This window comes from Ignavibacteriales bacterium, from assembly GCA_026390595.1.
Taxonomy (GTDB): domain Bacteria; phylum Bacteroidota; class Ignavibacteria; order UBA10030; family UBA10030; genus UBA9647.
In genome coordinates, this window is record JAPLFQ010000006.1 from 1 (window position 1) to 14,803 (window position 14,803).

At 53.8% G+C, this 14,803-nt stretch carries 7 protein-coding genes and 1 tRNA gene; all 8 read left to right on the top strand.

Going from position 1 to position 14,803, the window contains the following annotated elements; all coding sequences use genetic code 11:
- Positions 1 to 804: 804 nt before the first annotated feature.
- On the top strand, positions 805 to 1,266 hold the full coding sequence (locus NTU47_01945; protein ID MCX6132551.1) for a DUF4920 domain-containing protein: 462 nt from the start codon (positions 805 to 807) through the stop codon (positions 1,264 to 1,266).
- Entirely contained in the window at positions 1,263 to 1,820 is a 558-nt protein-coding gene (locus tag NTU47_01950; GenBank protein ID MCX6132552.1) for a PepSY-associated TM helix domain-containing protein, read from the top strand. Before NTU47_01945 ends, NTU47_01950 begins: the two co-directional genes overlap by 4 nt.
- A gap of 986 nt (positions 1,821 to 2,806) precedes the next feature.
- Complete coding sequence (locus NTU47_01955) at positions 2,807 to 6,112, top strand: T9SS type A sorting domain-containing protein (protein ID MCX6132553.1); 3,306 nt, start codon at positions 2,807 to 2,809, stop codon at positions 6,110 to 6,112.
- 135 nt (positions 6,113 to 6,247) lie between these two features.
- Complete coding sequence (locus NTU47_01960) at positions 6,248 to 10,381, top strand: Ig-like domain-containing protein (protein MCX6132554.1); 4,134 nt, start codon at positions 6,248 to 6,250, stop codon at positions 10,379 to 10,381.
- A 162-nt stretch (positions 10,382 to 10,543) separates the two neighbouring features.
- Positions 10,544 to 10,618: transfer RNA gene (locus NTU47_01965), tRNA-Pro, on the top strand.
- A 282-nt stretch (positions 10,619 to 10,900) separates the two neighbouring features.
- Complete coding sequence (locus tag NTU47_01970; GenBank protein MCX6132555.1) at positions 10,901 to 11,284, top strand: response regulator; 384 nt, start codon at positions 10,901 to 10,903, stop codon at positions 11,282 to 11,284.
- Positions 11,281 to 12,168 (top strand): MBL fold metallo-hydrolase, encoded by an 888-nt coding sequence (locus NTU47_01975; protein ID MCX6132556.1) that lies wholly within the window; start codon positions 11,281 to 11,283, stop codon positions 12,166 to 12,168. Before NTU47_01970 ends, NTU47_01975 begins: the two co-directional genes overlap by 4 nt.
- 73 nt (positions 12,169 to 12,241) lie before the next feature.
- Positions 12,242 to 14,476 (top strand): alginate lyase family protein, encoded by a 2,235-nt coding sequence (locus NTU47_01980; protein MCX6132557.1) that lies wholly within the window; start codon positions 12,242 to 12,244, stop codon positions 14,474 to 14,476.
- Positions 14,477 to 14,803 lie beyond the last annotated feature (327 nt).

Sequence of the window (14,803 nt, forward strand, 5' to 3'; positions counted from 1 at the left end):
AGGCGAGAGAAGCTGTCTTGGAAGCAGTCGGAATCTACAACACCGAGCGTCCACACTTGAGTCTTGCAATGATGACACCTGAAATGCGCTTTGCAGCGTGAACACTAAATCAACTCTGTCAACTTCTGGCCGGACGATACAGAAGACGTGAGACGAGACAGTGGGGGCAGTTGACTGAAATGCGAAGGGCCGCTCACTTGAGTGGCCTTTCTTGTTTTGTACTGTCAAAGAGTTTCGCACCTACGGCGCTCAATGAGAATTGGAGAGATTTGGTTATTGATATTGCACTCCTAACGGAGTGCTGCACCGGGCCTCTATCTCCGTGGTGGCGAAATGCCATTGACCGCGAGACAACACTCAGGTCTCGCCCCTTCGGAGCCTGCAAAGGCTTGCCAAAGCTTGGTCATGCCCGCAACGCTCGTTGCGGAGCGCGCCCGTGGGCCTTGATCGTAAGACTCTCACCTTCAAGCCTACAGGCCCGTAGGGGCGAAATGTTGTTGACCATGTCATGCCATTTGATCGAGCTCCGTCAGGAGCGGAATTTCATCGATCAACAGATGACCCCCCGTCGTTCTTCACCAAACTCTCAGGTTCGGACCCTGACATGTCCGGCTGCCAGCCCCGTAGGGGCGAGATGTAACTAACCATGACATGAGACTCGATCGAGCTCCGTCAGGAGCGGCATTGCGGCACTTTCGATCGAGTTCATTCTTCGCCGGAGACGCTCTTGCGGAATCTTCGATATTTTCTGATATTGTTCGTCCATTTCACCGATTCCTCACCTTCACAAACAGGCAAAATCATATGAGAAACATCTGGTCAGTACTGCTCCTGAGTCTGTGTCTCCTTACTATTGGATTTGCAGGCGAGAAGAAATTTGGAAAGAAGATCACACTGAAAGAGAAAACCAAAATCTCCGACATCATGGCCAATCCAGAGAAATTCGACGGCAAGAAGGTCCTTGTTGAAGGCGCAATTGTCGATGTATGCCAGATGAAAGGGTGCTGGATCAAGATCGGGAGCGACAAGGAATTCGAATCGATGACCTTCAAAGTCGAAGACGGGGTCATCACCTTTCCGATGGATGTGAAAGGGAAATCTGCACTTGCGCAGGGGATTGTCTCGGCGAAGGTCTACACCGTTGAGCAGTTGATCGAACAGGGGAAAGAGACAGCGAAAGAACAGGGGAAAGAATTCGACCCCAAGTCGGTCAAGGGTCCAAAAACCGTCATCCGGATCAACGGTGAGGGTGCGATCGTTCGATGAACTGGAGACGCTGGAACAACGTTCTTCACCGGGATGTCGGATATTTTCTCGTTGGAATGACCCTGGTCTACAGCATCTCGGGTATCGCGGTCAATCACAGGGCGGACTGGAATCCGAACTATGAGCGCGAGCAGCAACTACTCGTGATCGAGCCGACATCGAAAACCGCGAGCGATGAAATTCTTGCAGAAACGCTGACGAAGCTTGCGATCGACAAACGTGAAGTGCGAAACTCGTTTAGGCCCGATGCCGAGACCCTTCAGATTTTTTTAGAGGGGAAGACGTACTCCGTAGATCTTCCAACCGGCCAGGTCCTCGTCGACAAGGTTCATCCCCGTCCGGTGCTCTTTGAGTTGAATCAACTTCATCTGAATGCCCCCAAGGGAGTCTGGACGTTTATCTCTGACTTCTTTGCGTTGTCGTTGATCCTGATCGCGATCACGGGGATGTTTGTTCTGAAGGGGCGCAACGGGATCCTGGGGCGGGGGATCTGGTTTGTCGCGGCGGGGATCCTTGTGCCCGTTGCTTATTGGGTGTATTACCTGAACTTTTGAATTGCATGCAGTCAACGTCTGGGTGGGAGAGTCGGCATTGGGGCCGCTCGCCTGCCCGGGCGTTCCTATGTACGATGCGTCGCGTGCACAAGAATCCTCACCCTTCTGCATTGCTATCCATTATCCGATGAATCCTGATGGGTCTTACGGGCTGCCTCCGGCATGCTCAAGGTGACCGTCGCCGGCGAAGTCCTGTCCTCATGGTTTTTCTTCACGTTGTTCTCTTCACTTGATCCCCGGAATCCGTCTCAACGACACCTTCGAAGGAGGGTTTGTCATTCTCGCTTGTTCAAGGTGGATCAGTAGAAGCTGTCACACGAGGAAGTGGTTGCCATCTATGAAGGATGTTTCTGAGTAATTAGCGCGGGTAGCGATTCACTCAAGGCTGGCTCACCGATTGTCATCCCTCGATGCAGCCGCCTTTTTTTTCTATGCGGTCGACTACGGTGATCCTCGGCTGGCTGCTCCGTTGGAGGTCCCCAACTGCCGGTATCGCTTCGCGAGGCGAACAGGAAAAGAGTGACGTCCCAGGCAATCTCGCTTGCGAATGACATCGGGGTTTTTTACTTTTTCCAATCCAATCGTGCACCGTGCTCCGGCCGCCTAGCCGGTTCTGAGACAGGGAATTTCCAGGATGAACATTCGATAGTCCACTTGTCGGCAGCTGTCCCCTGACGATGTGATGCGCTGTTCCGCATGCATTCCATCAGTGACAGGTCTTCATCACAAGCGGACAACAATAATTGATTCAAGCCCGACGACGTCATCGACCTCGACGAGACGAACGCGTGTCTCAGTGCAGAGGCCTGTTCATGCGTTGCCTCGAGTTCGGGAATCGAACAAGATCTTGACCGGGTGTTGCCATTCGCATCGCCTATTAATTCAATGTTCTATCTGTTTTTGCGTGCGGTACTGGGCAGAAGTCCTTCGTCCCCTTTGTCGCAGTAGGAGTGGATGCGCGCATTTCTTCTCGAAAGGCAGGAAGTATGAAAGCAATAACGAGAGCTGTCCATCATTTCACGCTTCTCTTCTTGTTCGTTGCCATGCCGTCGCTCGGGCAAACCTCGTCTACGTCCGGTTGGGAACCGATCGGGCCGGCGGGTGCTGGCCTGGCGGATCTGATACGGTTCCCCGAGACCGGTACACTGTTGGCAGCAACAAACGCAGGTCCTTCACAGATCTACAAATCTACTGACGATGGATCCACTTGGACATGGTTCTCAGAGGTCAAAACCCCGGACGGATGGTACTGTGCCTTTGCATCTCTAGTGTATAACCCACGCGACACCAATGAAATTGTGGGATTTCCAACTGGGCCAGTGTGGGCTTGGCCCAAGGATCGTTCCATGGACACCAACTGTTGCTTCTTCGCCAGAAGCACAGATGGCGGCAAGTCATGGGAGCGGCACAAATTCCGCGGCGAGTTTGGATGGTCATATACACCTGCTCGAATGCGAGTGGATGCATCAGGCGCGATCACCATCGCTGGCTATGGTGTCAACGAGTTGGACGCAACATTGGGGAGGCAACCGTTCATCGCAAGATCCACGGACGGGGGCAAGGCCTGGAGCTTTCGAAGATATCCGAATTCGCTCATTGGAGAAACAATTATCTACGCTGTTACCGTGGACCCCTCGGACTCGAACATCGTCTACGTGGGGGGGACTCTGTCCCATGGCGACGGATCGGCCGAACCAGTGCTCCTCAAAACAACCAACAATGGTGTCACATGGTCAAGCCTCCTCATGTTCCAGGGGACGACGGTGTACGACGTACGGTGCCATCCACAAACTCCTTCCACGATCTATGTGGCCACGGATGCTGTAACGTTTGTGAGCACCGATCGGGGGATATCATGGAACCCGAAGGTTGCAGGCTGGTTGAGCAGACCGGCGAGGGATATCGGGCTCGATCCTACAAATTCTTCCGTGGTGTACGCCTATAATTATCGCGAGCGAGTGACACGGAGCACCGATGGTGGTTCAACCTGGACGGTGCTCGGTACAGTTGCACTTGGGAGCAGTGTTTCAAAAATCATAATACACCCGGCGAAGGGCTACAAGCTCTACGCTGCAACGGCCGAAGGGTGCTTCAAATCGGAGAATGCTGGACAGAATTGGTATCCAGGGAACGGAGGGTTGTACAGTGCTGAGATCAGAGCCATACGATGTGTGCCGGATAATCCGCAGGTTGTGTATCTCTCCAAGTTTGGTACGGGCATATTGCGCACAGCAAACGCGACAGCCCCAGTCGGTAAAGGTGGGCTCACGTGGGAACGACTGCCAAATTTTCTCACCGCTGACAACATAGATCACATTGCAGTCACGGGAGGGACATCGCCAACGATCTACACCCTGCAATCCGACAATGGGGGGGCGAACGTTGTCACGAAGAGCACGGATGGTGGATACATGTGGCACGAAATTGACCGAACCATCGCAAGCTTCGACATCAATTGTACTCGTTCGCTGTACCTGGCAGGCGCAGGAGTCTTTCAATCGGAGCCGGTCAAGCGAATGGCATTAAGGTGGAGTTCCGATGATGGCCGCACTTGGCAGCAATCGACGATCCTGGATTCACTCAGCGTGGCGAACGCAGTGTTGCCCGACCCTGTAAACGACAGTATAATCTACGTTGGCGGTCTTCAATTCTTTCCTCAACACGTTCGAATAATGAAAACCACGGACAAAGGGGCTCACTGGAAAGCAATGGACGCGAACTATCCGCAGCCAACCAGTTGGGTCGTTGCTTTGGTGAGCGACAAAGCCCATCCGAACCGCATCATCGCAGGGAGTGCAGGCGAGATATGTCGGTCAACGGATGCCGGGGAGACCTGGTCGATGGTGCGGAGTTTGACATCACTTACCTGCATCGTCAATGACAAATCCAACCCGGACTTGATGTATGCGGGATGCCACACGGGCGTGATTGTGCGGTCCACAGATGGTGGAGCGACCTGGAACGATTTCAGCGAAGGTATCCGTGGTCTGGACATCACGTCGATGGATCTGGATTCTCAAAACCAGGTACTCTATGCCGGAACACGAACAAACGGTGCCTTTCGGCGGCAGCTGCCGATAAGTGCAGGTGGCGGAGCCGTTACCCATCGCGTTGCGCTTCCCCCGGGCTGGAACATGATCTCGAGCTATGTCATGCCAAAGGACTCAACTATTGATTCAGTGATGGTTCACCTTCACACGAAACCACTGGTCATGAAGAACGGTGCCGGCCAGGTATATTGGCCCGCGTTGGGGATCAATACAATCGGCAAGTGGAATTATCGTTCAGGGTATCAGCTCTTCATGAACGCACCGGATACGATTGTCATGACCGGTCCAGAAGTCGCCCCCCAGTCGACTCCGATCCCTCTCACAAAAGGATGGAGCATGATCAGCTATTTACGTAATAGCCCGATGCGCGCAGACTCTGTTTTTGGCATTCTTCAAGACGCAGGCGTCGTGGTCAAGGATAATGCGGGAGAAGTCTACTGGGCGGGTATGGGATTCAATACTCTATTTACAGCGAAGCCCGGCCAAGGGTATTGGATCAATGTGCGGTCTGATGTCACGTTCACCTATTCTCAGAATGCCTGGCCGGCACCGGCGGATCAAGTCTCAAAAAGAGGTACCACTTCGCTTGCCGCAAACGGAAACACAATCCATTACACTCCACCTTCAACCAGCACAGGTTCAAATGCTCTTCTCGTTGTTCGCGGCGACGAACTGCGCGAGGGGGATGAGATCGCGGTCAGAACGAGGTCTGGCCTCATCGCTGGCAGCGGCCGGGTCTCCAATGGCAGTGCGCTCGTGACGATCTGGGGAGACGATCCAACGACAGAGAATATCGATGGCGCAATCGCCGAGGAGCCGCTCACACTGGTATGTTGGTCCGTGGCCCGTGGCTCTGAACGAATTCCTCAGGTTCAGACTGTTGTGGATGGCCTTGGCACGCAGGAACAACGAGCGCTCAGGTACAGCAAGGACGCGGCACTGATTATGACGATCGCGGGGGAAGAAACCGCTCTCCCGCAGAATTTCGAGCTCGGGCAAAATTATCCGAACCCCTTCAATCCATCGACGAGCATCACGTTCGCGCTTCCTGTGGCGTCCAGCGTCTCCCTCAAGATATTCGATGTACTTGGCAAAGAAGTCGCCACGCTGGTGCAGGAGAGCCGCCAACCCGGCATTTACACGGAACGGTGGGATGCATCGGCGATGTCCAGCGGCATCTATTTCTATCAACTCCGGGCAGGGAACAACATCGCAATCCGCAAAATGCTCCTGCTGAAGTGAACATTGTCGCAGGACTCGCGAGCAACAGGGAGTTCCCTGTTGTGAACAGTTCTGCATCGTCATGTTTTGAACGACCCCCTCATTCGTTTCATGGGGCGCAATCGATCCTGTGAACAGGAAATACGAAGGCAGCCTATGCGTAACAACCACACCTCGACTTCCATCCTGAAACGCTTCAGTTTGACATGTGCGTTCTTTCTCAGCCTCATGTCCTCGCTGCACGCCCAGCAGTGGATTTCTTCCTACAAGGAGGCGATTCAGAATGCCGGGGTCATCGTCACGGCAAGTGTTGGGAAACTTCAATCCGAATGGATCGAAGATGCTCGCGGCAAACACATTTATACCCACGTCGGACTTCGCGTGATGTCCACACTCAAAGGGGAAACATCCGGGCAGGATATCGTGCTCACCGTTATCGGCGGCACGGTGGGAGACATCACCGAAGAAGCGATCCCGTCCCCCACGTTCAAGGAGGGGGAGCAATGCATGGTCCTTCTCCAGCAAGGGGGAAATGCCCTCGTCAGTGGAGAATTTGGGAAGATCGAGTTCGGTCACGGGGTCGCGTACTGCGAGAATATGGTAGTCTCGATCGATGCCCTCACGCAAGCAGTCGAAGAAATCATCCGAACACCTGCCCTTCACGCTTCATTGCGTGAAGTGCTCGAGCAGAAAGTATTGTTATCCACCCTCCCCATGAACAGCACTCCCCGCCAATCCGGACTTCAGGATGCTGCGCCGGTGATTTCATCGATCACTCCTCCGAAGGCATCGTCAGGGACCTCGACGCTAGTGACGATCAAAGGAAAGAACTTCCTCACTGCGCAGTCATCCGGCAATGTCACATTCTATGATGTCACCACGGGGGGCACGCTGGGAGAGATCACGGCCTGGAGTGATACCCAGATTGTGTGCGTGGTCCCGGGTGAGGGAATGATTTGCAGCGGTCCACTGGTCGTGACGAATGGGAACGGAGTGAAGAGCAACGACTTCAATTTCCTCGTCTCCTTTTCGTACCGCCAGATGAGATGGCCGGGGCTCCAGCCGGTCGTCAAGTACTTTGTCAACCCGAATGCGCCTGATTCAACCGGACTCATTGCAGCGGTCAACAGCGCTGCCGCAACATGGAACAAGTTGGGGTCGGCCATGACTCTTAAGTATGGAGGGACTCATACCTCGACTGCGTCGTCTTTCAATGGTGTCAACGAAGTGTTGTGGGGTGAGCCCCTTCCCGGGGCCACTGCAAGCGTCCTGATCTGGCATCGCGGAGCAGACATCCTTGAAACCGACATGACGTTTTCTTCAAAGATGTCGTGGACCACGAACGGCAACGGAACATCAACGGTCGATGTGCAAGCTATCGCACTCCATGAGTTCGGTCATTTCATTGTCCTCGGAGACTTGTATGGTCGTGTCGGAGACGGGATCAATGATGACGCAAAAACGATGGGAGGCGGTGCTGATTCAGTGTCAACCACTCTCCGCAGCAGGTCTGTGTTTTCCGATGACGCGGCAGGCTCACTCTGGACCTATGGTCCCCCGGGAAGCATGGTCCCTGCACCTGTTATTGCTCCATCGAGTTTTTCGAATCAGACCCCATTGAGCATCAAGATGTTCTGCTCGTCACCCGATGTGACGATCCGGTATTCGACGGACGGGAGCGAGCCGACAGCACTTTCTGACGTCTATTATGTCCCCATTTCCCTCAATGCCTATGCAGGCGGGACGATCAAAGCGAAGGGGTTCAAGGATGGCTGGGTCGCCAGCCCGACAACTTCGATACAGTTGACTTCAGCGATGCCGCAACACAAGCCTCAGTTCACCCTCAAGCTGCGCGATACGAGCATCGTGGCAAATCAAAACTTCACGTTCACGTACCGCGCTTCAGATTCCAACAACGATACTCTCGTATATTCTCTGGTCAATGCACCTTCGGGCTCTTCACTCACCAAGACCGGTATGTTCACGTGGACGCCATCGTACAAGCAATGGGGGTCATTTCTAATTACGGCTGTGGTGAGCGATGGAAGATGGACCGATACGGCGCGAGCCACGATCACCGTCACAAAAGTGAATCTGAAGCCAACGATCATCTCGCGAACGCCTGCTGTCATTGCTCAATCGATCATGAACAAGAGTGTGACGTTTGGTGTGAGCGCGAGCGATCAAAATGGTGACGCACTTGCGTACACATGGCGTGTCAACGGGCTCACCGAAAAATCGGGTCTGGATTCAACCTTCTCACGTATGTTCAGTGGAACTGCGGGAGATGCTGAGAATGTGATATGCATTGCGACTGATCCGGGGGGCCTGAAGGATTCGACGATCTGGAGTTTTACGCTGATCACGGACACCGTCCTTGCACCCCCGGCAAGCTGGGCATTTCGGTCGAAGACAGGACGGACCTGCACCATCGCCGCCTACAATGGTATGCGTCCCACTATCGGGACGCGGGCATTCAGAAGCGGCGACGCCGTGGGCGCATTTTTCCAGCGCAACGATTCTCTCATTTGTGGCGGCTATGGCACATGGCAGGCTCAGAGCACGATTAACCCGCAAGCCGAAAGTGTGGTTATCACAATGTGGGGAGATGATGATCAAACGACGATGAAAGACGGTTTTGCGGAAGGGGAAAATATCATCTTCAAGATATGGGATTCGAGAGCGGGTGTTGAATACAAAACCTCGGCCGCATGGAAGGACCCGTATGCGGCGGGCCCCCCTCAGAATTCCACATTCTCCACAAACGCGGTGTACATGTTTTACCAGTTGGAAACAGTTCTCAATGGTAAGCCCTCGTTTGTGTCCAAGTTGGGAAACGTTACAGTGGCACAGAATCAGACGCTCAGTTTCACCTACACCGCCACGGATCCAAACAACGATGCCGTGACGTTCAGCCTCGTCAATCCCCCTGTCGGTGCCTCCATCACAACCCTTGGTGTCTTCAACTGGAAGCCGACGACATCGCAACTTGGAGGTTATTCAATCATTGCGGTTGTGAGTGACGGATCGCTGACAGATACCGCACTGGCGACGGTGACGGTGAAGATGCTGAATGTGAAGCCTACATTTGTATTGAAAATGCGGGATACATCGGTTGTGCAGAATCAGACACTCAGCTTCGCCTACACCGCCAGCGATGCGAACAACGATACGCTGAGATACAGCCTGGTCAACCCGCCCCCGGGGGCGACGATAACGACGGCAGGGGTCTTCAGCTGGAAACCGACAACGACACAACTGGGGGCATATTCTATCGTGGCGGTTGTGAGCGACGGTTTGCTGGCGGATACAACACAAGCAAAGGTGGCAGTGAAGATGTTGAATGTGAAACCGACATTTGTATCGAAGCTGCAGGACACAACGGTAGTGCAGAACCAGACGCTGACATTCACTTTCATGGCGACAGATCCGAACGGTGATACGTTGAGATTCAATCTGGTCAACCCTCCGAGCGGAGCAACCCTCACTCCCTTGGGGGTTTTCAGTTGGAAGCCGACGTCCGACCAGATTGGTGTCCACCCGATCGTAATCATGGTGAGCGACGGAGCACTGGCAGACACGGCCCGGTCAACAGTAACAGTTACAGGTATGTCCGTTCCCTCCTCATGGAGTTATGGAAGCAACACTGGCAAGAATTGTACTATTGCAATCAATACATCGATTGACCCGAAGATCGGGTCACAAGCCTTCCGGATGGGGGATGCTGTAGGAGTATTCTACAAGAGAAACGATTCATTGATCTGCGGGGGTTATGCGGTGTGGATGAGACAGAATGCGGCGATCACGGCTTGGGGGGATGACAGCCAGACGTCTATAAAAGACGGCTTCTCTGAGGGTGAGGCTCTCACGTTCAAGGTATGGGATTCGAAAGGGGGTAAGATCTTCGATGCGACGGTACAGTTCTCGCAGGGCACGCCAACGTACACGACAAACGGGCTCTGCATCCTGAGTTCGCTCGTTGCCTCAACAGCAGTCTTCGTCGAAGACCAGAATCCTGTGATCCCCGGTTCATTCATCCTCTATCAGAATTATCCTAATCCCTTCAACCCGGCAACATACATTAGCTACGCGGTGGGGGACCGAAGTTCTGTGTTGATGGAAGTCTTTGATATGCTTGGTAGACGCGTCGCTGTTTTGGTCGATGGAATTGCTCTGCCAGGTGTCCATACCGTGCGCTGGGATGCCACATCATCTCCAAGCGGCGTTTACACCTATCGTCTTCGGGCAGGAGAGCTCACTCAATCCAGGCGAATGACGTTGATGAAGTAGAACAGCAGAGCGGTCGTGACATGCGCGGCCGCTCCTTGCGGCTCTTCGTTGATTGTCGTCGATAAACGCCCGGGCGGCACATCACGCCGTTCCTGTTACTCTCTCACCGCAAAGCAGCTTGCACCACAACACATCCTTCCGTACATTACCTTTGAACTTGTTCGGGGTGTAGCGCAGTCCGGTTAGCGCACCTGCCTTGGGCGCAGGGGGTCGCAGGTTCGAATCCTGTCACCCCGACGAAACAGCAATCCGCTTCATGATTCAGTATTGGATAATCCCGCACACCAACGAGAAGGGGAGTCAGATAACTCTGAAAGTGCCGCTTCTTTGGTTCCGATCACGGCGATCTCCGCATCATTTCACGAGTTCCCACTGTTAAGAATGACATAAATCACGCCTGCGTATTGCCTTTCGCCAAAGTAATTGATAAGTTTCTCCGTCAAGTTGGCAGAAGCTCAAAAACATGTCTTCCCGGAGAAGACATTGTGGTGTTCTGCAATTTCGGGAGCGGATTATCCAGTGAATCAAAAGGCTCTAATCGTCGATGATGAGGATTTCTTCCGCAAGATGGTCGTGATGGGCTTCGAGCGGAATGGGTACACCGTTTTTCAGGCAGACAACGGCGAGGATGCCGTCAAGATTGCCGGAGCCGAATTGCCCGATCTCATCCTCCTCGATCTTGTCATGCCCAAACTCCTCGGTTTCGAAGTCTGCCAGATGCTGCGCAACGATGACCGGTTCTCGAAAACAGCCATCATCATCATGTCTGCGAAATCGTATCAGCCAGACATGGACAAAGCTGCTGAATTGGGGGCTGACGCATATGTCGTCAAGCCATTCGAGCTCAACGACCTGCTGAAGACTGCCAGTGACCACGTGAACAAACGCAAGAACTCGAAATGATGAAGGTCCGTTTCTGGGGAACCCGCGGTTCCATTGCAACACCCGGTTCTTCGACGATGCGGTATGGCGGAAATACCTCGTGCGTTGAATTGCGTGCAGGGTCCCACGTCCTCGTGTTCGATGCCGGCACAGGCATGCGGGAGCTCGGCAACCAACTCATCAAGGAGTTCGCGTCCAAACCGTTGACCGTGCACGTCTTCATCAGCCACACGCACTGGGATCACATCCAGGGGTTTCCTTTCTTCCTTCCTGCGTACGAAAAGAAAAATACCATCCACCTCTACGGCCCCCCGGGGCGCGACAAGTCGCTCGACAAGATTCTCACAATTCAGATGGACTCCGATTACTTCCCTGTTGAACTTGGGGCGATGAGCGCAGACCTTCACGTCCACGAATTGCGTGAAGATTTTACCATCGATGAACTCTCTGTGCGGCACTTCTACCTGAATCATCCTGCACTCTGCCTCGCGTACCGGGTTTCGGACGGGAAATCGAGCGTGGTGTACGCAACCGACAACGAGCCGTATCAGGGAACGCTGTTCAAGCATACCCAGAATCCAGCGACCGCGTTGGACTTCCCGACCTACCTTGACGAGAAGTTCGTGGATTTTCTTTCTGACGCAGACCTTCTGATCGGCGAGGCTCAGTACACATCCGATGAGTACGAAGAGAAACGTGGGTGGGGACATTCCCCGTTGGAATCGGTTGCGCGGTTTGCCGTCCAGGCCAACGTGAAGAAGTTCGCTCTCTTTCATCACGATCCGCTCCACGACGATGCGTTTGTGGATACCATGGTCAAAGAGGCGGGCCAGATCACGAAACACTATAACGGGACGACCGAATGTATCGGCGCCCGCGAGGGACTCGAACTCGATCTCCCGTAAGACATCCACGCGCCTCTCCCCGGTTGCAGCAAATTCCTGACATCACTCCTTCACTTCGGGGATTTCCATCCTCATGAGAACCTCGCACTCATTTGCAGTTCTTTTTGTGTTCATTCTTGCATCGGACCCTCTTCCCGCGCAGCTCAAATTCTCGGAACACTCTCTGCTCAGCAGCCCGGAATACGTCAAACACCAGATTCAGATCATCGATGACGCCGGCCTTTTCAACGCGTTGCGGCTGGATCAGCCGGCGTTGGGGGACGTTGATGCTTCGGTACGGCAGAAGGACTACGCCGGGGCCTTCCGCGCCTGGGGATCATACTGGGACTCCAAACAGCAGCCGAAGTACGCAACCCAAACCTACCACCTGCTCACCGATACAGAAATGTTGATGGGTTATGAAGATGTCCGGGCTTATGCATCGCGCCATAGGGACGAGAGCGATACAGTTCTGGTCCGAGCATCGCTCATTCTCAAGAACATTTTCCGGCCATGGGGGGACGTTGTTGTCGAGTTCGGGCCAAAGGTGGATTTCAACAGAGAGGTAGGACAATCAGGGAAGTACGGTTTTCACTACTGGGGCTGGTCGAAGGCTCTGATACTCGCTCATCTGAATACCGGCGATCAGCTTTATCTCGCCAAGTTTGATGAACTGTTCCATCAATGGTATGAGCAGCGGAACGACATCACGCGGGGTTTTCCCGAACTCGACGTCGTGTACTACGAGCTGGGACTGGGTGTCAGGAACAGGATGTTCATCGAGTACTATTTTCTGCCATATGCGCAGCGGTCGACGCGTACCCACGAACGGATGTTGAAGACGATTCTTGCCGCAGGCCGGTGGCTCTATCAGCTCGAACAATGGGAGGGATATCGCCCCGGAAACTGGCAGATCCACGGGAGCTACATGCTCGCTCAGCTCGGTATGGTGTTTTCTGAATTCAAGGAATCGCAGGAGTGGCTGAAGCTCGGGCTGCAGAGGCTTGAAGAGCATTTGCGACAGGATTTTTTTGTCGACGGCGGTCACTCGGAACGGGCGCCGAGGAACTACACGCAAGCAACATATCTTTCGTATCGCAACCTTTACTATTTGCTCTCAGTCTATCGCAATCGGAAGGACCTCGAGCGGGAAATCCGCCAGCGAATGGGAAACACGATCGACTGGTGGATTACCATGCTGGCTCCAACAGGGGAGATTCCGGCGATCAACGACAGCCATCGAGGGCTTTTTCCGGCCTTTATTCTTCAGGATGGAGCGGAGTTTTATAATAAGCCGTATGTCTATGGTGTCCTGAATAATCTTTTCGGCATCGCCTCCAATGCAGCGGCAAGCACACTCCCTCCGTTTGCGTCGCGTCATATGCCTGCCTCGGGCTTCACCGTCATGAGAAGTGACTGGACGCGCGATGCGCTCTATATGAACATCAATTACGGAAAATGGAACGGCGCTCATACACATAGCGATATGCTCGATGTTGAGATCTACGCGTACGGAAAAGCCTTTGCTGTGGACGCCGGCATTGGACTGACATATGATGACCCTCTCTATATTCCATGGTATAAGTCCTCCCGGGCGCACAATATGGTAACGGTCAACGACAGGAATATGGACCGCGAGGGGATCGAAGGGGAAAACATCACGTGGAGTGCAAACCCGCTGCTTGAGTATTTCTCAGGCGAACACCGCGGATACGAAACACTTGGAGTGCATCTCCGGCGCCAGATCCTTTTTGTGAACCATCGCTATTGGGTGGTTCTTGACGAGGCCAGGTGCCGGAAGGGAGGAGATACACTTTCGTGGTACTTCCACACACCGGCAATCCCGGTCCGTGACGGTCGGGAGTATTACTGCGCCGGTCAGCCTGGTTTGCTTGTCTATCCGCTTACAGGCGGGGAAACTCCACGCGTCGGTACTTCGATGGCCGCCAGCACGCGCGACTTCACGCCGGGAAAGACCGAGCAAATCAATTGGATTGCATTCGATCAGATGTCGAAAGCCGCCAGCACGATGCGGTACAATATTCTTCTCTATCCATACCGCAATCAGCGTGCTGCTGTCGAGTATTCCGCAATATCGGAGACACACTTCCGCATCACGTCGCCCGAGGGAACAGACGATCTCTATGTTTCATCGGGCCTCACAGGGGACGGGGAGATAGAGACTGATGCCTCGGTGCTGCTCCTTCACCGGGAAGGAAACCAGCCCGTCCGCTACAGTCTTGTCAATGGGACGTACCTGCGGGTTCATGGAATGAAGGTGTGGAGTTCAACGCAGCGAGTTGGCGCAGAAGGCATTGTGCCGGATTAGGCGGGGTGGTTCTTCCTTCAACTGAGCGGGGGGCTGCTCTTCCACACTTCTGCATTCAAAGTTCAATTGTTCGGTGTTCGATGTTTTTCTGAACATCCGATATCGAACTCTGAATGTTAAAGGTGGCGTCAGGTATGCAGCGCCTCTCTAGTGTTGTGTCTCGGAAGGACCTTGAAGAAGTTCACACCAAGTCCGAGAGATCAAGGGAGAGATCAACGTAAACTCTCATGCAAAAAACACACACCCCTCGGTCCCCTCTCGCGCCCCACGTCCCCGCACACGAGAGGGGACGTGTGATTCCTTGGTTCAAGCCTGCATTTGATCTTT

Coding starts and splice junctions, on each gene's coding strand:
- NTU47_01945 (MCX6132551.1), top strand. CDS start 805: ATGAGAAACATCTGGTCAGTACTGCTCCTGAGTCTGTGTCTCCTTACT.
- NTU47_01950 (MCX6132552.1), top strand. CDS start 1,263: ATGAACTGGAGACGCTGGAACAACGTTCTTCACCGGGATGTCGGATAT.
- NTU47_01955 (MCX6132553.1), top strand. CDS start 2,807: ATGAAAGCAATAACGAGAGCTGTCCATCATTTCACGCTTCTCTTCTTG.
- NTU47_01960 (MCX6132554.1), top strand. CDS start 6,248: ATGCGTAACAACCACACCTCGACTTCCATCCTGAAACGCTTCAGTTTG.
- NTU47_01975 (MCX6132556.1), top strand. CDS start 11,281: ATGATGAAGGTCCGTTTCTGGGGAACCCGCGGTTCCATTGCAACACCC.
- NTU47_01980 (MCX6132557.1), top strand. CDS start 12,242: ATGAGAACCTCGCACTCATTTGCAGTTCTTTTTGTGTTCATTCTTGCA.